The following is a 19,821-nucleotide window of genomic DNA, read 5'->3' as shown; positions in this document are numbered from 1 at the left end:
GCCTACAGCGTCGATGCCTTGCCGCTGGTAAAGGCCGACTGTCCTGCCGGCGGTGCGCGAACGACAATCTCGTCAGCGCCACCGCCGTCCCGGTCTTCGATTTTCGCGATAACCCGGAAACAGACGATGATCGAGCCGAGGCCAAACACCACCGCGCCCAGCCCATAGCCGGCCAGCGCCCCTTGGGCGCCGTACCAGAGCGAGCCGAACCAGACGAACGGGATCACGCCAAGCGTCGAACGGCTCCAGTTGAAGACGGTCGAATACAGCGCATAGCCCAGGTTGTTGAATGCGGCATTGGCCACGAACAGCATGCCGTTGAACACGAAGCTGCCGGCGACAAACAGGCAGAAGAAGACGATGACATCACGTGCCTCGCCGGTTGTGCCGAACAGGTCGGCAATCTGGTTGCGAAACAGCGCCAGCACCGCCCAGGTGACCAGTGTGTAGATCGATATGAAGACAAGGCTGTCGCGCATCGTCGAGATCAGCCGGTCATAGCGTTTGGCGCCGTAATTCTGGCCGAGTATCGGTCCGACGGCGCCCGACAGCGCGAACAATGCGCCAAAGGCCACGGGGATCAGCCGTCCGACCACTGCCCATCCGGCAACCGCGGCATCACCATGCTCCGCCATGGTCGTTGTCACGAAGGTATTGCCCACCGGAGTGGCGATCTGGGTCATCAGGGCAGGCAGCCCGATTGCCAGGAACGGACGGAATTCGCGCCTGATGATCGTTGCCGAAGGCATGGCGACAAGATTGTGCACGCGCAGCAGCGAATACAGGCCGATGCCGACCAGCGCAAAGCGCGAAATCACGGTGGCGATGGCAGCGCCGTGGATGCCGAGGTCGAAGCCGAAGATAAACACCGGATCAAGCACCGCGGTCAGCCCGCCGGCCCCCAGCGTTACATACATCGCCCGCTTGGCATCACCAACGGCGCGCAGCAGCGCCGACAGGCACATTCCGATCCCCAAGATTGGCAACGAGGGCAGAACGATCTGCATGAATTCCGTTGCCAGTTTCGCGGTTTCCCCTTTCGCGCCCATCATCAGCACGAACTTTGCCAGGAACGGATAGGCAAGCGCCACCGTACTGGTCATGATGATGATCATGTAGACGATCGAGGCACCGGCGATCTCGCGGGCCTCGGCCCGGTTGCCGCGTCCAAGTGCGCGCGCCGTCAGCGCGGTCGCCGCAATCGACAGGCCGATGGCGATGGAGGTGCTGAAGAACAGCAACGTCCCGGCATAACCGATCGCCGCCGCCAGTTCCTGCTGGCCCAGAAGCGAGATGTAGAACAGGTTGAGTGCATCAACGATGAAAACGGCCACAAGCCCGATGGAGCCGGTGGCCGTCATGACCACGACATGCCGCATGGTCGAACCGGTGACGAACTTCGCCTGCTCCGTGCGCCCACCGGTTTGCCCGCCGGCTGCCGCCGGCTTTTCGGTGGTCACGAGGCGAACACCTGGCCAAGGTCGGCAAAGCCCTTGAATTCAAGCGCGTTGCCGGAGGGGTCCCGCAGGAACAATGTTGCCTGCTCGCCCGGCTGACCTTCAAACCGCACCGTCGGCTTCATGATCCAGTCGATCCCGTCTGCCGCTTCAAGCCTGGCCGCAAGGTCTTTCCAGTCCTTCATCTCGAGGACCGCGCCGAAGTGGGGGATGGGCACCGAATGCCCGTCAACCGTGCCCGAAGCGGCGCCGGTGCCGGCATCGGCCCGGACATGGCCTGACATCTGGTGGCCGAAAAGATCGAAATCGATCCAGCTGTCGGTGAAGCGGCCCATCGGGCAGCCGAGCACTTCGCCGTAAAACCGGCGTGTCTCTTCGATATCTCTGATCGGGAAGGCGAGATGGAAGGGCGTCATGCTGTCTCTTTCTTTCAAACTGGCTGTCACGCAGGATCGGACACGGTGATATCGTCTTTGAGCGGTTTGTCCAGACGCTCGGACTCGCGCTTCGGCTTGATCAGCGGTTCCGGCGAGACCGGTCGCGTGTGTAGTTTTTCCCGTCCCGCCAGAAGGCCTTCCACGGCCTGGATTGCCAGCCGCTCCTCGTCGCGGTGACGCACATCCTGACTGATGGCGGTGGCCTGATCTTCCGAGGTTCCGAGCGCTTCGAGTGTCTTGCGGCCGAAAAGCATTCCGGATTCGAAAGTCTCCCGTGTCTCGTAATCTACGCCGCGGGCGCGCAACGACAAGGTGTGGGTCCGGTCATAGGCGCGGGCAAAAATCCGCGCAGTCGGAAAATCGGCCTGGATCATGTCGACAATCTTGTCGGTGATTTCCTGCTTGTGGGTGCACACGGCTACGATCTTTGCCCGTTCGATGCCTGCTGCCATGAGCACATCCTTGCGGGTGCCGTCACCAAAATAGATCCTGAAACCGAACTTCGAGGCCGAGCGGATACGGTCTGCCGATTGGTCGATGATGGTCACGTCAGAACCGCCCGCGAGCAGGATCTGCGACGCGATCTGGCCAAAGCGCGAAAACCCGATCATCAGCACATCGGAGCCGGCACCGGCGAAATCCTCGTCCATCTGCTCGTCGGTGGCCTCCTGCATAAGCAGGTTGGCAAGCCACGCGGCCAGCGGTGTCAGGGCCATCGAAATGGTGACGATCGCCACCAGCAGCGAGGATGTCGATTGTGAAAAGACACCTGCAGCCGCAGCCGCGCTGAAAATGACGAAGCCGAATTCGCCGCCCTGGGGCAACAGCCCTGCGATCTGGACACTGTTGTTGTGCGTGGACCCGAAGGCCCGGCATACGCCGTATATCACCAGCCCCTTGATGCTCATCAGCACCGGCACGGCAATCAGGATGAATACGATATTGTCCTTGATAACCGCGAGATCGAGCGAAAGCCCGACCGCCATGAAGAACAGCCCCAGCAGGATGCCGCGGAAGGGCTCGATATCGGCCTCGAGTTCATGCCGGTAGGACGAATCGGCCAGCATCACGCCAGCGATGAAGGCGCCAAGCGCCATCGATAGGCCGGCAAACTGCATCAGCGAACCGGACGCCAGCACGACAAACAGGGCTGCCGCGATCATCGCTTCCTTGGCGCCGGTCCCCGCAATCAGCTGGAAAAGCGGATCAAGCAGATACCGGCCGGCAACCAGCAGGGCCGCGATCGCTCCGACGGTGATGGCAATATCGGTGAAGATCGACCCGCCGCCATCGCTCGTTGCCGGAGCAACCAGCGGAATCAGGGCCAGGATCGGCACGATCGCGATGTCCTGAAACAGCAGGATTGAAAACGACTGTTGTCCGTACCGGGTGTTGAGATCGCTTCGTTCGTCCAGAATCTGAAGGCCGAAAGCTGTCGATGACAGCGCCAGTCCGAAACCGATCACGATGGCCGCCGTCCACGGTTGTCCGCCAAGCGCCACGGCCACACCGACGATCGCCAGGGCCGAGACCACGACCTGCGCCAAGCCAAGCCCGAAAATGTCGCGCCGCAATTGCCACAGCCGCGATGGCTTCAGCTCAAGTCCGATGATAAACAGCAGCAACACCACGCCGAGCTCGGCAAAATGCAGGATTTCTTCCCCATCGCTGATGATCCGCAACAGCGGTCCGATCACGATGCCTGCAGCAAGATAGCCGAGAACCGTACCCAGCCCGATTTTCTTGAACAGCGGAGCCGCGACGACCGCTCCGCACAGCAACACGAGTCCCTGGGTGTAGAGATTGGCTTCTTCTCCAGCCATTCAGAACGTTCCTTTGTCGTTTAAAGGCCGGCTTGGACCATGTTGGGCTTGATGCTTGACGGTCGGGACAATACATGAGAGCCAAGCGAAAGGCCAAGAAACATGAGTGATACACAACAATCCGAAGGCTTGCTGGCGACAGCCGAGCGTCTTATCGGGCGGGCTCGTTCCGCAGGCGCCGATCAGGCTGACGCAGTGGTGGTTCGCAGCCGCTCCAGGTCGGCTTCGGTGCGCAATGGCCAGGTCGAAAACACCCAGTCCTCCGAATCGGATGATTTCAGCCTCCGGGTGTTCGTCGGCCAGAAAGTCGCGACCGTTCACGCCGGGCAGGGTGCCGATGAAACAGCACTTGCCGAGCGCGCCGTGGCTATGGCGCGGGTTTCTCCGGAAGATCCGCACGCCTGCCTCGCCGATGCGGACATGCTGGCCAAATCCTGGCCCGATCTCGAACTGTACGATCCGACCGAACCCTCTGCCGAAAGCCTGATTGAAGCCGCGACCGCCGCCGAGGCGGCGGCACTGTCGGTGCCGGGTGTTTCAAGCTCGGTCGGCGCGGGAGCCGGAACCGGACTTTTCGGCATGGTTCTGGCCACCTCGCATGGTTTTTCCGGTGCCTATGAACGCTCCGGTTTCTCCCGCTCTGTCAGCGTTATCGCTGGCGAGGGCGTCAGGATGGAGCGCGACTACGACTTCGACAGCCGGGTTTTCTTCTCCGATCTCGATGATGCCGAGGAGATCGGCCGCCGTGCCGGCGAACGGGCCGCTGCCCGGGTAAACCCGCGCAAGGTCAAGACCGGTTCCAACGTCACCGTGGTTTTCGATCCGAGGGCTTCGCGCGGCCTGATCGGCCACCTGGTCTCCGCCATCAACGGAGCGTCTGTCGCCCGCAAGACGTCCTTCCTCAAGGACATGATGGGCAAGAAAGTCGCGATTGACGGCCTGACCCTGACTGACAACCCGTTTGTCCGCCGCGGGTCGGCTTCGCGGCCTTTCGATGGCGAAGGCGTCTCGGTCGGTCCTTTGACAATGGTCGAGGACGGCGTGTTGCAGCAATGGTACCTGACCACGGCGGTTGCGCGTGAACTGGGCCTGAAGAGCAATGGACGCGCAGGCCGCGGCAGTGGCGTGTCACCGTCGTCAACCAATGTCATCGTCAACCCTGGTCCGCAAACGCCTGAAGACCTCATCGCTTCGGTCGGCAACGGGTTTTATGTCACCGAACTGATCGGGCAGGGCGTGAATGGTGTAACCGGCGAATACAGCCGCGGCGCATCCGGTTTCTGGATCGAAAACGGCAAGCTGAGCTTCGCCGTCTCCGAGGTGACCATCGCATCCAACCTCAAGGACATGTTCAAGCGCATGACGCTTGCCAATGATATCGATGCCAAATACTCGATAGCGGCTCCGACCATCGCCATCGAAGGCATGACGCTTGCGGGTGAATGATGAAGCCTGACCCCAAACCATATGCCGACGATCTGGCCCTGATGGTCGAGGCATCGCGTTTGGCGGCCGATATTGCCATGTCCCATTTCCGCCAGGACCCGGAGGTCTGGTACAAGCATGGCGGACGCTCTCCGGTCAGCGAAGCCGATATCGCCATCGATGAACTTCTCAAGAAAGTGCTGCTTGCGGCCCGGCCGGATTACGGCTGGCTCTCGGAGGAGGCGGAGGATACCGAGCACCGGCTTGCGCACCGCCGTGTGTTTATCATTGATCCGATCGACGGAACCCGGGCTTACGTCGCAGGAAGGCCGGACTGGTGTGTGAGTGTCGGCCTTGTCGAAGACGGCAAGCCGGTTGCCGGAGTTCTGGCTGCCCCCGCACGCGGTGAAATCTGGCATGGCCATTCAGGTGGCGGGGCCTTTCTCAACGATGTCCGTCTCGGTACGGCGGAACCCGGACTGCAGGATACGCCATTGCGTGTCGCTGTTCCCGACATGGTCGCCAAGGTGATGCGGCCCGGTGCGCAGGACAGCCTGAACAAGGTTGCCGGCGGGCCGTCTCTGGCGCTGCGGGTCGCTGCCGTGGCACAAGGCGAGCTGGACGGGGTGTTTGTTCGCCCGCAAGCCAGCGAATGGGATCTGGCGGCGGCGGATACCCTGCTTGGCGAAACCGGCCATGTGCTGGTCGATCGGGCCGGTGCGCGCATGCTTTACAATGAGCCTGATCCGTCGCGTGGCCTGCTGCTTGCGGCTTCACGCGGGCAGGTGCCGGGGTTGCTGGCGTTGTTGCAGTCGCCCGACGGGCATTGACCTTTTTACCGAATTGCCGCAAACCGCGCTCTAATCGATGACACCATTTATTCTTGGAGTGTTCCCATGGCTGATGGCAACAACAAACAGCTTTTGCACCTTGTATTTGGCGGCGAGCTCGAGAGCTTGGAATCTATGAACTTCAGGGATCTCGATGCACTCGATATTGTCGGCATCTATCCCAACTATGCCAAAGCACTCGAAGCCTGGAAGTCGAAGGCGCAAATGACGGTAGACAACGCACATATGCGGTATTTTATCGTCCACATGCACCGGATGCTTGATCCGAACGACGACAGCAAATCCGCGTCTTAAGGCCCGGGCGAAAGACGAGATGATAAAACCGGACGCTGACACGGCGCCAAAGCTCAGGCAGCTTGGCGAGAAGATGAACAGGCGGCGTCTGGGCAAGAGGCTTTTGCAGTCGGAACTGGTCCAGCGGACCGGTTCGGCCCTGATCGGCTGGACGCTGGCGGCAATCTGGCGGGCCAATCGCGACAACGGAACCTCGACCGATTGGGAAACCATGCTGGACGGCGAGTGGCCAGCAATATTCGCCCTGTGGCATGGCCAGCATCTGCTGGTGCCCTATGCAAGCCCGTCCGACAGGAAGTTCACTTCCCTAGTGTCGCGCAGCACCGATGCGGAAATCAATGCACGGGTCCTGACGAGGGCCGGCATCGAAGTGATCCGTGGTTCGGGTGGGCGTGAATCATCCCGCACCGATACCGGAAAGGGTGGTGTCAAAGCCCTGATCTCGATGCGCAATGCGCTCAAGCGTGGTGTCAACGTGGTCATGATTGCCGATATCTCCAAGGGCCAGCCGCGCCAGGCCGGTGAGGGGATTGTCACGCTGGCAAAGATTTCAGGCCGCCCGATTGTTCCCGTTGCTCTTGCAACCAGCCGCCGCCGGGTTCTTGAAAAGACCTGGGACAAGACGACCCTCAATCTGCCGTTCGGCACACGCAGCGTGCGCCTTGCGCCGCCGATTTATGTTGCGCCCAAGGCAGATGATCAGGAATTGGCGGAGGCCCGTCTGAAGGTGACCGCGGAACTCAACCGGGTTACGGACGAAGCGCTGCGCGCAGTCGAGGTGAGCAAATGAGCCGTGGCTGGGCAAGAGCGGCGCTGGTCGGTTACCGCTGGTTCGGCGCAGGTATCTATCCGCTGCTTGGCCCCTATCTTGCCATCCGTGCTGCCAAGGGCAAGGAAGAGCGCTCCCGCCGCAACGAGCGCTATGGCCGCTCCAAGATTGACCGCCCGGACGGCCCCCTGGTCTGGTTCCATGCCGCCAGCGTTGGCGAAACCACCGCCGTGGTACCTTTGATCAACGAAGTGCGTCGCCGCGGTATTGCCGTCGTGCTGACCACCGGGACGGTGACTTCGGCCGGCGTCGCGCGCGAACGGCTCGGCGACAATGTGATCCACCAGTACGTCCCTCTGGACCTCAAGCCGGCGGTCTCCCGGTTTCTCGACCACTGGAAGCCGGATCTGGCGATCATCGCCGAATCCGAAATCTGGCCGATGACCATCCTCGAGCTGGGCGCAAGGCGCACGCCACAGGTGCTGGTCAATGGCCGCCTGTCGGACCGTTCTTTTGCGCGGTGGAGCAAGCGCCCAAGCCTTGCCGATGCGTTGTTTGAAAATCTCTCCCACGTTGTCGCGCAGTCGGATCTTGATGCGGAGCGGTTCCTGGCGCTCGGCGCGCGTCCGGTTTCGGTCTCGGGAAATCTCAAGGTGGACACGACCGCACCGCCCTGGGATAGCGAAGAGCTCGCCCGGCTCAAGGATATGATCGGCAACAGGCCGACATGGGCGGCAATTTCGACATTCGAGGGCGAGGATGAAATCGCTGCTGCGGTCCACAAGGCGCTCAACCCGCGCCACAGGCAGCTGACCATCCTGGTGCCCCGCCACCCCGACCGTGCCGATGCGATCCAGGCCATGCTGGAAACAAGGGGGCTGAAAGTGGCCCGTCGTTCCCGTGGTGACCTGATAGAGCCGTCGACGGATGTCTATCTCGGCGATACGATCGGCGAGATGGGGCTCTATCTCAACCTCACGGGCATCGCTTTCGTCGGGAAATCACTCAAGGGTGGCGGCGGGCAGAATCCTCTCGAACCGGCAATGCTCGGCTGTGCCGTGCTGTCGGGCAGCAATGTCGAGAATTTCCGTGAAAGCTACGCGCGGCTGCTCAAGAATGGCGGCGCCCGATATGTTCGTGATGGCGAGATGCTGGCAAAGGCCGTGCACTTCCTGCTGTCCAATCCACAGGCATGCCAGGCCATGGCCGAAGGTGGCGACAAGACGTTGCAGGACATGCGCGGCGCATTGAAAGCCACCATTCGTGCGCTTGAACCCTACATCAATCCTCTGACGGTCAAAGCCCGGCTGCTGCCGCGCGAAAACGAGAGTACGGAGAACCGCGGAGGGGGACAATGGTAAGCGAAGCTCCACCGTTCTGGTGGCAATCTGCCGGAATCCAGTCCGCACTTCTTTCGCCTTTCGGCTGGATCTATGGCCGTGTCGCGCGCCGCATCATGGATCGCCGTGTCCGCAAGGCCGTCGATGTTCCGGTCATATGTGTCGGCAACTTCACCGTCGGCGGGTCCGGCAAAACCCCTACCGCGCTGGCGCTGGCGGAAGCCGCGATTGCCCGCGGATTGAAGCCCGGTTTTCTCTCCCGGGGCTATGGCGGTGGTGTCCATCACGCCACCGTCGTCGATGTGTCCAAAGACACCGCCCGGCTGGTTGGCGATGAGCCGATGTTGCTCGCTGCCAGGGCGCCGACCGTGGTGTCTGCCAACCGGATCGAAGGTGCCGAGCTCCTGCTCGGCGAGGGCGTCGATCTCATCATCATGGATGACGGCTTTCAGAGTGCCCGGCTGGTGTTTGACCAGGCGCTTCTGGTGGTCGATGCGCGCCGCGGTGTCGGCAATGGCTGCGTGTTTCCCGCCGGCCCGGTCCGCGCCCCGGTGATCGACCAGCTTCGCCATGCCGACGCGCTGATCGTGGTGGGCGAGGGCGATGGCGCGGATCCGATGATCCGGCTGGCCGCGCGCGCCGCCAAGCCGATCCACCTGGCCCGGTTTCAGCCTCGAAACGCAGCCCGGTTCAGGGGACGGAATTGCCTGGCATTTGCAGCCATCGGCGACCCGGAGAAATTCTTCAAGACGCTTGAGGACGCGCATGTCCGGCTGGCGCGGCGCCAGAGCTTTCCCGACCACCATCCTTTCACGGAAGACGAGATCAACGAGCTGTTGGCGGAAGCTGAACTCTATGGCCTCGACCTGATCACCACCGGCAAGGATTATGTCCGCCTGCAATCGGGACATGGCCGGGCGCAGGAACTCTTGGAAAAAACGTCTGTCCTGGAGATCGATCTGGCATTTGACAGTCCCGATGCTCCGTCCGCGATCATCGAAGCCGCGTTGGCGGCTTTCCACAGGCGCCGGACCCAGCGTTGACCGCCAGGCCGGTTATTTCTCCGGCAGCAGACCCGCGCGCTGCTCTGCAGCGACCGATGCATGGACATCGACATACGGCTCCTGCCGCGCAACGCTCCAGTATTTCAGCTCTTCGATCGGGATGATTTCGCCGGTGACTGCGCAGACCACGTGATTGCCGGGCATCAGGATCTGAAAATCGCCGTCGAGGTAACGTATCTTGGCCGGTCGGTCGCCGGGGCCTTCAAAACGGTTCATGGGGAACTGCTCCGGTTTCGGTGTTGGCTGCTCTATGCCGCCTCGGCGGCAGAATTGCAAGATTTGCTGATCAAGGAGCGGGACGACTGCCTGATCAGCGGCGGGAGAACAGCTTCTCGATGTCCTCGAGTTTCAACTCTATATAGGTCGGGCGGCCATGATTGCATTGCCCTGACCCCGGTGTCCGTTCCATTTCGCGCAGCAAGGCGTTCATTTCTTCCGGCACAAGCCGCCGTCCGGATCTGACCGAACCATGGCACGCCATCGTCGAGGCCACGGCCTCAAGCCGGTCGCGCAAGGCGCTGGAACTGTCCCATTCCGCGATTTCGTCCGCCAGGTCACGCACCAGCCCCGCAATGTCGGTCTCGCCGAGCATTGCCGGTGTTTCCCTGACCGCGATGGCGCCGGGGCCGAAGCGCTCAAGCACCAGCCCGAGCCCTGCAAGGTCCTCGGCGCGCTCGGCCAGACGGTCGCAATCGTCTTCCGGCAGGTCGATAATCTCCGGCAGCAACAGGATCTGCGAGGCAACCTTGCCCGACTTGAGCGCGGTTTTGAACCGCTCGAAGACAAGCCGCTCGTGAGCGGCATGCTGATCGACAATCACCAGCCCGTCGCGGGTCTGCGCCACGATGTAGTTCTCATGGATTTGCGTTCGCGCCGCGCCAAGCGGGTGCTCGACGGCGGTAGGGTCGATATCGGTATCGCCCATTCGCGCGGAAGGTGCTGCGGCTTCACTGATCTCCGGCTGTGAGGGCTCCGAGAAGCCCGGCCCGAAACCATCCAAGGGCCGCGACGGAGAGGCCGCCGGACGCCAGCCTGCAGTGGTGCTGCCAGCCGGAATGGCGCCGAAACGGTCACGATGGAACATGCCGCCGCCCGCTGAATCCGTCTGTAAGCTCTCCGGTGATCTGAAAGCCTGGGCCAGGCCGGCGCTGGCGGAGGGAGAGGCGCTGTCGCCGCCGGAAATCAGCGCCTGGCGGATCGCTCCGACGATAAGCCCGCGCACCAGGCCCGGATCCCGGAACCTGACATCGGACTTGGCCGGATGGACGTTGACATCGACCAGCGCCGGATCGATCGTGATCCACAGGACGGCCACCGGATAACGGCCGCGCGGCAAGGTGTCTGAATAGGCGGCGCGGATTGCCGACAGGATTTGCTTGTCCTGCACCGGGCGGCCGTTGACGAAGGCATATTGCGACAGCGAATTTGCCTTGTTCCACGTCGGCAGCCCGATGTGTCCGGCAAGGCCGACATCTTCCCGGGCCGCATCGAGTTCGATCGTGTTGGCGGCGAATTCTTTGCCCAGCACCTGGGCAATGCGCGCCAGCCTGTCCTCGCCCGTTGCCGGCAGTTCCAGCGTCGACCGGTCCGGTCCCGAAAGTGTGAAGCGGACAGACGGAAAGGCCATGGCGATGCGCCGGACCGTTTCGGTGATTGCTGCTGTTTCGGCGCGATCGGACTTGAGGAATTTCAGCCGGGCCGGTGTCGCAAAGAACAGGTCGCGGACTTCGACCGTGGTTCCCTGGTTGGCAGCTGCCGGTCTGAGCGGGGCAGGAACACCGCCCGCCAGCGAGACCTCGTTGGCGTGGGGCGTATCCTTGGGGCGGGACCGGATGGTCAGCCGTGCCACCGAACCGATAGAGGGCAGTGCCTCGCCACGAAACCCGAGCGTGCAAATATCATCGAGCCGCTGATCGATTTTCGATGTGCAATGACGGCGGATGGCGAGCGTGAGATCCTCGGCGTCCATTCCAAGGCCATCATCGATGACCCGGATGAGTGCCTTGCCGCCGGCGGCCGTCGCAATCTCGATCCGGCTCGCGCCGGCATCAATGGCATTCTCGACAAGTTCCTTCACGACGCTTGCCGGCCGCTCGATGACTTCACCGGCGGCGATCTGGTTGATCAGGGTTTCTGGCAGTTGATGGACGCGCATGGTGCCATGTTCAGGGATTCGGGCTTCAGCGCAATGTGTGTCAGGCAATTGAAGCAGGAAAAAGTCATCGCGTCACACCCGGACGCCCTTTGCACTCGCCCGGTGCGGCAGTGAATATCTGCTGTTTGCTTTTTTAGTTAAGTGGGGCTTAACCCTCGATTGCCATAGTCAATTCGAGTTTCGGGCAGCAATCGCACCATGTTGGAGCAGCCGCTGCTCAAAGAAGGTGAAAAGGGTCGCACTGTGGGATCTTTAGCGTGATACCGCTTATCAGTACGGGTATCGGATCGAAGTGAAATGGCGTTGAACGAAACCGGTACACGGCGATCCCTCGAGGAGGCCAGGACGATCGAAGCCCTGGCATCGGCGCTTGATATCGGCATCATGATCTATGATCGGAACGATACGCTGATCGCCGCCAGCTCGCAGATCCTGCAGTTTTTCAATATCAACCCCGACGTGCTGCAGCCCGGTGCCCGGCTGCGGGATCTCTTCAACGCGACCTATGACGCCGGCGCTCGGGTGCTGGGCTCACTGAATGGGAAGCCACGCTATATTTCGCGCGAGGACTGGATTGCCGAGCGGATAGCCATCCACTGGCGTGAGCGTTACGAAAGCATCGAAAAGCTTGCCGACGGACGCTGGGTGCGGTTGTGCAAGCGGCGGATGCCCGACGGGATCCTGATTTCCACCATTCAGGATGTTACCGAGCAGAAGCGCAAGGATGAGGAACTGGCGGAGGTTGTGAAAAAGGCAGAGCTTGTCCAGGTCATCCTCGACAATCTGGCCACGCCGCTAATCGTCAAGAATTCAGATCTGCGCTACGTGATGGTCAACGACGCCTTTTGCCGGATCCCGGGCCTGCCCCGCAAGCAGATCGTCGGAAAGAAAGCCGCCGATCTCGTCGAGCCGGAACTTGCTGCGCGTTTCGAGAAGGTCGAAGGCCATGTGCTTGAAACGGGCGTGCCTTACGAGGCGCTCGAGGATATCTACAGGGCCGACGGAACAGTGCTGCAGGTCGTGACCCGCATCACGCGCTCCGGAACGCCCGGGAATTATCATGTCACCGTGTCGTTCGACGACGTCAGTGCTTACGCGGATGGCGCAAAGCTTGCGTCGGACTACCGCAGACCGGAAAAGCGGTCAGCCGCGTCTTCCGGCACGCAAGCTGCGGAACCGGTCCACGCGGAGCCCGGGCATCGCATCCTGGTTGTCGATGAGGATCGCAACCGCTCGGCTGAACGGGTGAGGGCCCTGAAAGCGGCGGGGTTCGACGCTGTGGCGACTGCCAGCGCAACCGAGGCCGTTACTTTTCTCGATGCAGCAAAAGCGATGAAGCTCGAAATCGGCAAGGTGGAAATAACGGCCCAATTGGCAAGTGTCTTGTCAGGCCAGGCCGGTACCGGCAAGCATGCGGTTCTCAAGCAGGCGATCGAGGAAAGGCTTGCAGTAGAGCCGCCGGCCGGATCTCCAGTCCCCCTTGCGTCGACGCCGGTGAAGCCGCCCCAGCCTCCGGCCCTGTCCGTTGTCGCCTCCGCACAGTCACCGGAACCGGCAGCTCATGCCAAGCATGAACCCGCCAGCCCGGCGGCCTCACTTTCCGCGGCTCCGGACCAGAAGGCGGCTCCCGCCCGTGAGCGGATCCGGGTACTTGTGGCCGAAGACAATGACGTCAACCAGATCGTTTTCGAGCAGATTCTCGAAGGTATCGGTGTGGACTTCCGCATTGTCGACAATGGCCAGGAAGCCGTTGCTGCCTGGCGGGCGGCTCCACCCGATCTCATCCTGATGGACATTTCCATGCCGGTCATGAACGGCCTTCAGGCCGTTCAGGCAATTCGGGATGCAGAGGCGAATATGAAGGACAAGACGGCACGTGTTCCGGTCATTGCCGTGACAGCCCATGCGATGAGCGGCGACCGGGACCGCTGTCTGGCGGCGGGAATGGATGACTATCTGTCCAAGCCGGTCAGCCCGGAAAAACTCGAGGCGATCATCCAGAAATGGATCGACAGCCCAAGCCAGTTCATGGCCGCCGAATAAGCCGTCTATGTTCCCGGATTCCCTAGGGAATGCTTGCCGGTCCCGTTATAGGACAATCTTAAGACATCTGCCGCATTTTAAAGGTGAAATATATATTCATTTGTGCGGACCATCGTTTATCAATGACCCCTGAAGATGCAATTACGGACGCATTGTCCCCGAACCCGAATGCTGTGGCTTACACCGATCCCCTGACGGGTCTGGGAAACAGACGCCGGCTGATGGACAAGATCCGCAAGCTTGCGTCAGAACGGGCTGACGACCCTGCTCCCTTTACCATCGGTATAGCCAATATTGATGGCTTCAAGCCGATCAACGATTTGTTCGGCCACGCGGCCGGTGACGAGATCCTGTGTCAGGTCGCGCACCGCCTGCGCGCGTGCCTTCCCGACGGAGGCTTTGTCGCCCGAATTGAAAGCGATGAGTTCGCGTTCATCCTGCCGCTCGTGTTCGAGAAAAAGGGCGCCGAGAAAATCGGCCGCATGTTCAAGGATGTGCTGTCGGCTCCCTATGATCTGGGCGACCGCAATGTCCGCCTGTCGGCTTCTTTCGGCTTCGCCGTCTATCCGTTCGCCGGTGAGCAGTTCGCCGAATTGCTCAAGAGCGCGGATACGGCGCTTTACCGGTCAAAACGGCGTGGCCGTGGCCAGATCACCGTCTATTCCGAGGAGATCGCGGAAGAGATGCGCCGCGGTACGCAGATTGAACAGGCGCTTCGCCGGGCGATCATTGCGGACGAGGTGGCCGTCCACTTCCAGCCGATCGTCAATCTGGCTGATGGTTCCATCCAGGGCTTTGAAGCGCTCGCGCGCTGGACTGACAAGGAGCTGGGCTTCATTTCGCCTGGCGTGTTCATTCCGCTTGCAGAAGAGCGCGGTTTCATTGATTCCCTGACAGAAACCCTGCTCAAGAAGGCCGCCGAGACCGCCAAGCACTGGCCTTCCGGCATTTTCCTGTCGTTCAACCTTTCGTCCGCCCAACTGATCGATCCGGCAACGGCTTTCAATGTTCTTGCCGTGATCAACCGCGTTGGTCTCGATCCACATCGCCTGGAACTGGAGATCACCGAAACCGCGATGATGAGCGATCCTGAGATCGCCGCCAAGGTGGTCACCGAGCTGAGCAGCGTCGGCATCCGGGTATCGCTTGATGATTTCGGCACCGGACAGTCGAGCCTGGGGCGTTTGCGCGAATTTGCCTTCAACAAGGTCAAGATCGACCGCAGTTTTGTCAGCGAGATTACCATCGACAAATCCGCGGAGCATATTGTCCGCGCCATTCTGGCGATGTGTGAAGGGCTCAACCTCAAGGTCATTGCCGAAGGCATCGAGACGGAGGAACAGGCAGCCAAGCTCAGGGAACTCGGTTGCAAGTCTGGACAGGGCTGGCTCTATGGCAAGGCTGTTGATGCGACTGCGACCTTTGCCCTCATCGAAGCCGAGGAAATCGCCCGCGCACGCGGATCAGGCGAAAGTCTGTTCATCCGCTGACGTCCTGGCCCTCCTTTGTCAGCCAGTGCAAGACCATCTCCGTCTGGGCAGAGAGTGGACGGCCTTTCGGCCAGATGACATGAAACGCACCTCCGGTGACCAGCCGGTGGCCGCTGACTTTTTGCAACAATCCCGACGTGACCAGCCGTTCGGTCAGATGTTGCCAGCTTAGTGCCACGCCTTGCCCCTCCATGACCGCCTGGATGACCAGCACGTAATCATTAATTGCCAGCCCGCGGTTTGCCGTCACTCCGTTGACGCCGGCGCTTGTGAACCATTGCCGCCAGTCACACGCGCTGCGAAACGGTTCCTCAAGATGGATCAGCCTGTGTTGTGTCAGGTGGGCGACACTTTCGGGCATGCCGTGTTTTTCGATATAGGCGGAACTTGCCACGGCTTCGATCACTTCCGGTGCGATCAGCGCGCTGTCATAATCGGGCCAGTCTTCCGGCCTGCCGCCGCGCACACCAAGCTCGATGTTTTCGTTGCGAATGTCGAGATCGCGGTCGGCAGTCTGGATCCGCAGGTCAATGTCAGGCAATTCGTCGCGTAGCCGGTGCAATCGCGGCAGCATCCAAAGCGAGGCGAACGCGGTCGATGCAGCCAGCGTGACCGTGTTTGACCGGCCACGCGCCCTTATGTCCTCCGCTGATTTGCGGATATGGCTCAAGCCGAGCGTGACGTCTGCATGAAAGCGCCGTCCGGCTTCGGTGAGTGACACCGCGCGGTGCGCACGGTGAAACAGCAAGGTCCCGAGCTGGGTTTCAAGCGACCTGATCGCGTAGCTGACCGCGGCCTGTGTCATGCCCAGTTCCTGCGCGGCTTTGGTGAAGCTGAGCTGCCGCCCGGCTGCTTCAAAGACGATGAGATTGCTGGCAGACGGCAGCAGGTGACGAAGGTTATCCATAAGCGCAGCTTATCCAATGCAATGGAATTTTCCAGCATTACATGCATCGGGGATCATCCTAGACTTCGGGTATGGAGGGCATGCCATGGATGCTTCAGATATCGTTGAACCAGGGGTCCCCACGGGGCGCAGGCGGGAACGGGCGGGCGGGCGCAACGGCCGGCGGTTAGGGCAGGGCGTAGCACCGCCGCACTGCGCGGCCCCCTATATTCTCCGCAACATTCCAACCTACGATATTCTCGGCGAAGAAAGCCTGCTCAGGATCGAGGCCGTGGCAGACCGCATCCTCGCCGAAATCGGCATTGAGTTCCGTGATGATCCTGTAGCGCTTCGGCACTGGAAAGACGCGGGCGCTGATGTCGATGGGCTTCTGGTGAAATTCGAACCCGGAATGCTGCGCGAGATCCTCAGTTCCGCGCCGTCAAGCTTTACCCAGCACGCACGCAATCCGGCCAACAATGTCGAAATCGGCGGCAAGAGCGTTGTCTTCGCCCCCGCCTATGGATCGCCCTTCGTCATGGATCTCGACAAGGGCCGCCGCTATGGCACGATCGAGGACTTCCGCAACTTCGTAAAGCTGGCGCAATCGAGCCCCTGGCTGCATCATTCGGGCGGCACCATCTGCGAGCCGGTCGATGTGCCGGTCAACAAGCGCCATTTGGACATGGTCTATGCCCACCTGAAATATTCCGACCGCTGCTTCATGGGATCGGTCACGGCGGAAAACCGCGCGGAGGAATCCATCGAGATGGCGCGGATCGTCTTTGGCCGCGATTTCGTAGACCGGAACTGCGTCATCCTCGGCAACGTCAACGTCAATTCGCCACTGGTCTGGGATGGCACCATGACCAATGCGCTCAGGGCCTATGCGCGCGCCAATCAGGCCGCGGTGATCGTGCCGTTTATTCTCGGCGGCGCCATGGGCCCGGTCACCAATGCCGGCGCGATTGCGCAGGCGCTGGCCGAAACCATGGCCGGATGTGCGTTGACCCAGCTTGAGCGCAAGGGGGCGCCGGTGATCTTCGGCAATTTCCTTTCGTCTATGTCGCTCAGGTCGGGCTCGCCCACCTTCGGCACTCCCGAACCCGCCATCGGCTCGATGGTGATCGGGCAACTGGCGCGGCGTCTCGATCTGCCACTCAGATGCGCTGGCAACTTCTCCAATTCAAAACTCCCCGATGCGCAGGCAATGAATGAAGGCACCATGTCGATGCTCTCGGCAGTGCATTGCGGGGCCAACTTCATTCTCCATTCGGCAGGTTTCCTCGATGGCCTGTTGTCGATGTCCTACGAGAAATTCGTCATGGACGCCGATTTCTGTGGCGCGTTGCATTCCTATCTCGCCGGCGTCGTGGTCGACGACAATTCGCTGGCTCTCGATGCCTTCCGGGAGGTTGGTGTCGGCAAGCATTTCCTCGGCTGCGCCCACACCATGGAAAACTACCAGACGGCATTCTGGGATTCGGCGATAGCCGACAACGAACCGTTCGAGAAATGGAGCGCGGCCGGCGGTTCCGATGCCGCGAGCCGCGCCAACAAGCGCTGGAAACAGACACTGGCAGACTATCAGGCGCCACCAATGGATGTTGCAGTTGACGAGGCGCTGGTCGACTATGTCGAGCGCACCAAGGGCACCCAGGCCGATGCCTGGTACTGATGACCTAGTGTCGATTAAACGAGTGGTTTGAACACATGGCAACCCTGAACGATCCCCTTTTGCAGCCCTATCAGCTCAAGCATCTGACGCTGAAAAACCGCATCATGACCACCAGCCATGAACCGGCTTATCCGGAAAACGGCATGCCCAAGGACCGCTACCGGGCCTATCATGTCGAACGCGCAAAGGCAGGGATCGCCATGACCATGACGGCGGGCTCGGCCGCGGTTTCGAAAGACAGCCCGCCGGTGTTCAACAACGTGCTGGCCTACAAGGACGAAGTTGTCGGCTGGATGAAAAAGCTCACCGACGAATGCCACGATCATGGCTGCGCGGTGATGATTCAGCTTACCCATCTCGGTCGCCGCACCCACTGGAACAAAGGCGACTGGCTGCCGGCGCTGTCGACAAGCCATCAGCGTGAGCCGGCGCACCGGGCGTTTCCGAAGAAGATGGAAGACTGGGACATCGCCCGGGTGATTGCGGACTATGCCGATGCCGCCGAGCGCATGGCCGAAGCAGGGCTCGATGGGGTTGAGCTCGAATGCTACGGCCATCTGATGGATCAGTTCATGTCGCCGCTGACCAATGAGCTCGACGGCCCCTATGGTGGTCCGCTCGAAAACCGCGCCCGCTTTGCGCTCGACGTGGTTGCCGCGATCAAGGCCAAGGTCGGCGACAAGCTGCTGGTTGGCGTCCGCTACACCGCCGATGAAACCGCCAAAGGCGGCATCAGCGAAGACGAAGGCATCGCCATCGGCCACATGTTCAGGGCGTCGGGCAATGTGGACTTTCTCAACGTTATCCGCGGCCAGATCCACACCGACCCGGCGATGACCGACGTGATCCCGGTGCAGGGCATGAAATCCGCGCCGCATCTCGATTTCGCAGGCCGCATTCGCGCAGAAGTCGGCCTGCCGACCTTCCATGCCGCCCGCATTCCCGATGTGGCCACGGCGCGGCATGCCATATCCGAGGGCAAGCTCGACATGGTCGGCATGACCCGCGCCCATATGGCAGATCCGCACCTGGTCAGGAAAATCGTCGAAGGCCGCGAGCACGATATCCGTCCTTGCGTCGGCGCCACCTATTGTCTCGACAGGATCTACCAGGCCGGCGATGCGCTCTGCATCCACAACCCCGCCACCGGCCGCGAACTGACCATGCCGCACACGATTGCGCCGGCAGAGACAAAAAAGCGCGTGGCCATCATCGGGGCAGGGCCCGCCGGACTGGAAGCCGCCCGTGTGGCTGCAGAACGCGGGCATCAGGTCACGGTGTTTGAGGCGCAGCCCGATCCCGGTGGTCAGATCCGGCTCACCGCCCAGAACCAGCGCCGCAAGGAGATGATCGGCATCATCGAATGGCGCATGGCGCAATGCGCCGCACGTGACGTCGAATTCCGTTTCAACACCTGGGCCGAGGCCGAAGATGTGATGGCGGAAAACCCAGATGCTGTGATCATCGCCACCGGCGGCTTGCCGAACACCGCGGTGCTGGAAACCGGCAATGAACTGGTGGTTTCAACCTGGGATCTGATCTCCGGCGACGTCAAGCCGGGCAAGTCCGTGCTGATCTATGACGACGCCGGAGATCATGCCGGGCTGCAGGCCGCGGAAGTGGCGGCGATGGCGGGTGCCAGTGTCGAGATCATGACGCCGGATCGCAGTTTCGCGCCCGACGTGATGGCAATGAACCTGGTGCCGTATATGCGCGCGCTGCAGGACAAGGACGTCACCTTCACCGTTACCTACCGGCTGACCTCGGTGGAGCGCGACGGCAACGGGCTGAAAGCCATCATCGGCAGCGATTACATGCCGCTCGCCAAGGAACGGCATTTCGACCAGATCGTCGTCAATCACGGCACATTGCCGCTCGATGATCTCTATTTTGATCTCAAGCCGCAGTCGAGCAATCTCGGTCAGGTCGATTATGATGCTTTCATCAACGGCAAGCCGCAGGCCCTCAACGGTGGCCCCGCGTCTGGCTCGCAAGACGGAAATTCAAAGGGCTTTCAGCTGTTCCGCATCGGCGATGCGGTGGCGGCGCGAAACACCCACGCCGCGATTTATGATGCGTTGAGGCTGATGAAGGAGATCTAGGATCTGC

General features: G+C 61.2%; 16 protein-coding genes. 10 read left to right on the top strand and 6 right to left on the bottom strand.

Translation table 11 applies throughout. The features are described from left to right. Positions 1-2 precede the first annotated feature (2 nt). The 3 genes from WNY80_RS17980 to WNY80_RS17970 are packed head-to-tail and all read right to left on the bottom strand — an operon-like array spanning position 3 to position 3,717. Complete coding sequence (locus WNY80_RS17980) at positions 3-1,460, bottom strand: MATE family efflux transporter (protein WP_342888792.1); 1,458 nt, start codon at positions 1,458-1,460, stop codon at positions 3-5. After that, positions 1,457-1,873: a VOC family protein gene (locus WNY80_RS17975; protein WP_342888791.1), complete on the bottom strand. Its 417-nt coding sequence runs from the start codon at positions 1,871-1,873 to the stop codon at positions 1,457-1,459. Before WNY80_RS17975 ends, WNY80_RS17980 begins: the two co-directional genes overlap by 4 nt. Before the next feature lie 26 nt (positions 1,874-1,899). Further along, on the bottom strand, positions 1,900-3,717 hold the full coding sequence (locus tag WNY80_RS17970) for a monovalent cation:proton antiporter-2 (CPA2) family protein (protein WP_342888790.1): 1,818 nt from the start codon (positions 3,715-3,717) through the stop codon (positions 1,900-1,902). Positions 3,718-3,819: 102 nt separating this feature from the next. Between WNY80_RS17970 and WNY80_RS17965 the strand changes: the two genes are divergently transcribed. The 6 genes from WNY80_RS17965 (at position 3,820) to lpxK (ending at position 9,439) form a co-directional block, all read left to right on the top strand. Beyond that, a complete protein-coding gene (locus tag WNY80_RS17965; protein ID WP_342888789.1) occupies positions 3,820-5,163 on the top strand; it encodes a TldD/PmbA family protein in 1,344 nt (447 codons plus the stop codon). Next, a complete protein-coding gene (locus WNY80_RS17960; RefSeq protein ID WP_342888788.1) occupies positions 5,160-5,972 on the top strand; it encodes a 3'(2'),5'-bisphosphate nucleotidase CysQ in 813 nt (270 codons plus the stop codon). The genes WNY80_RS17965 and WNY80_RS17960 overlap by 4 nt, the downstream gene beginning before the upstream one ends. Before the next feature lie 66 nt (positions 5,973-6,038). After that, positions 6,039-6,287: a DUF4170 domain-containing protein gene (locus WNY80_RS17955; protein WP_342888787.1), complete on the top strand. Its 249-nt coding sequence runs from the start codon at positions 6,039-6,041 to the stop codon at positions 6,285-6,287. 19 nt (positions 6,288-6,306) lie between these two features. After that, positions 6,307-7,077: a lysophospholipid acyltransferase family protein gene (locus WNY80_RS17950; RefSeq protein WP_342888786.1), complete on the top strand. Its 771-nt coding sequence runs from the start codon at positions 6,307-6,309 to the stop codon at positions 7,075-7,077. Next, positions 7,074-8,417 (top strand): lipid IV(A) 3-deoxy-D-manno-octulosonic acid transferase, encoded by a 1,344-nt coding sequence (gene waaA / locus WNY80_RS17945; protein WP_342888785.1) that lies wholly within the window; start codon positions 7,074-7,076, stop codon positions 8,415-8,417. Before WNY80_RS17950 ends, waaA begins: the two co-directional genes overlap by 4 nt. Beyond that, a complete protein-coding gene (gene lpxK, locus WNY80_RS17940) occupies positions 8,411-9,439 on the top strand; it encodes a tetraacyldisaccharide 4'-kinase (protein WP_342888784.1) in 1,029 nt (342 codons plus the stop codon). Before waaA ends, lpxK begins: the two co-directional genes overlap by 7 nt. A 12-nt stretch (positions 9,440-9,451) precedes the next feature. Here the strand turns inward: lpxK and WNY80_RS17935 are convergent, their stop codons facing one another. Both WNY80_RS17935 and mutL read right to left on the bottom strand, forming a co-directional pair. Beyond that, positions 9,452-9,676 carry a DUF2093 domain-containing protein gene (locus tag WNY80_RS17935; protein WP_342888783.1) on the bottom strand — a complete coding sequence of 75 codons (225 nt, stop codon included), beginning with the start codon at positions 9,674-9,676 and terminating at the stop codon, positions 9,452-9,454. Positions 9,677-9,770: 94 nt separating this feature from the next. After that, on the bottom strand, positions 9,771-11,615 hold the full coding sequence (gene mutL, locus WNY80_RS17930) for a DNA mismatch repair endonuclease MutL (RefSeq protein ID WP_342888782.1): 1,845 nt from the start codon (positions 11,613-11,615) through the stop codon (positions 9,771-9,773). Between the two features lie 297 nt (positions 11,616-11,912). Between mutL and WNY80_RS17925 the strand changes: the two genes are divergently transcribed. Beyond that, a complete protein-coding gene (locus WNY80_RS17925) occupies positions 11,913-13,658 on the top strand; it encodes a response regulator (protein ID WP_342888781.1) in 1,746 nt (581 codons plus the stop codon). A gap of 122 nt (positions 13,659-13,780) precedes the next feature. Further along, on the top strand, positions 13,781-15,148 hold the full coding sequence (locus WNY80_RS17920; protein WP_342888780.1) for an EAL domain-containing protein: 1,368 nt from the start codon (positions 13,781-13,783) through the stop codon (positions 15,146-15,148). Here WNY80_RS17920 and WNY80_RS17915 read toward each other — a convergent pair. Then, a complete protein-coding gene (locus WNY80_RS17915; protein WP_342888779.1) occupies positions 15,138-16,055 on the bottom strand; it encodes a LysR substrate-binding domain-containing protein in 918 nt (305 codons plus the stop codon). The two genes, WNY80_RS17920 and WNY80_RS17915, sit on opposite strands and share 11 nt — an antisense overlap. A gap of 85 nt (positions 16,056-16,140) precedes the next feature. Here WNY80_RS17915 and WNY80_RS17910 point away from each other — a divergent pair, with 85 nt between their 5' ends. After that, positions 16,141-17,712 carry a trimethylamine methyltransferase family protein gene (locus tag WNY80_RS17910; protein WP_342888778.1) on the top strand — a complete coding sequence of 524 codons (1,572 nt, stop codon included), beginning with the start codon at positions 16,141-16,143 and terminating at the stop codon, positions 17,710-17,712. 35 nt (positions 17,713-17,747) lie between these two features. Further along, positions 17,748-19,814: an NADH:flavin oxidoreductase gene (locus tag WNY80_RS17905; protein ID WP_342888777.1), complete on the top strand. Its 2,067-nt coding sequence runs from the start codon at positions 17,748-17,750 to the stop codon at positions 19,812-19,814. Positions 19,815-19,821 lie beyond the last annotated feature (7 nt).

This window comes from Hoeflea sp. AS16, from assembly GCF_038900095.1.
Classification (GTDB): domain Bacteria; phylum Pseudomonadota; class Alphaproteobacteria; order Rhizobiales; family Rhizobiaceae; genus Hoeflea.
Note: the sequence above shows the minus strand (reverse complement) of the source record. Positions and strands in the feature narration are given on the sequence as shown.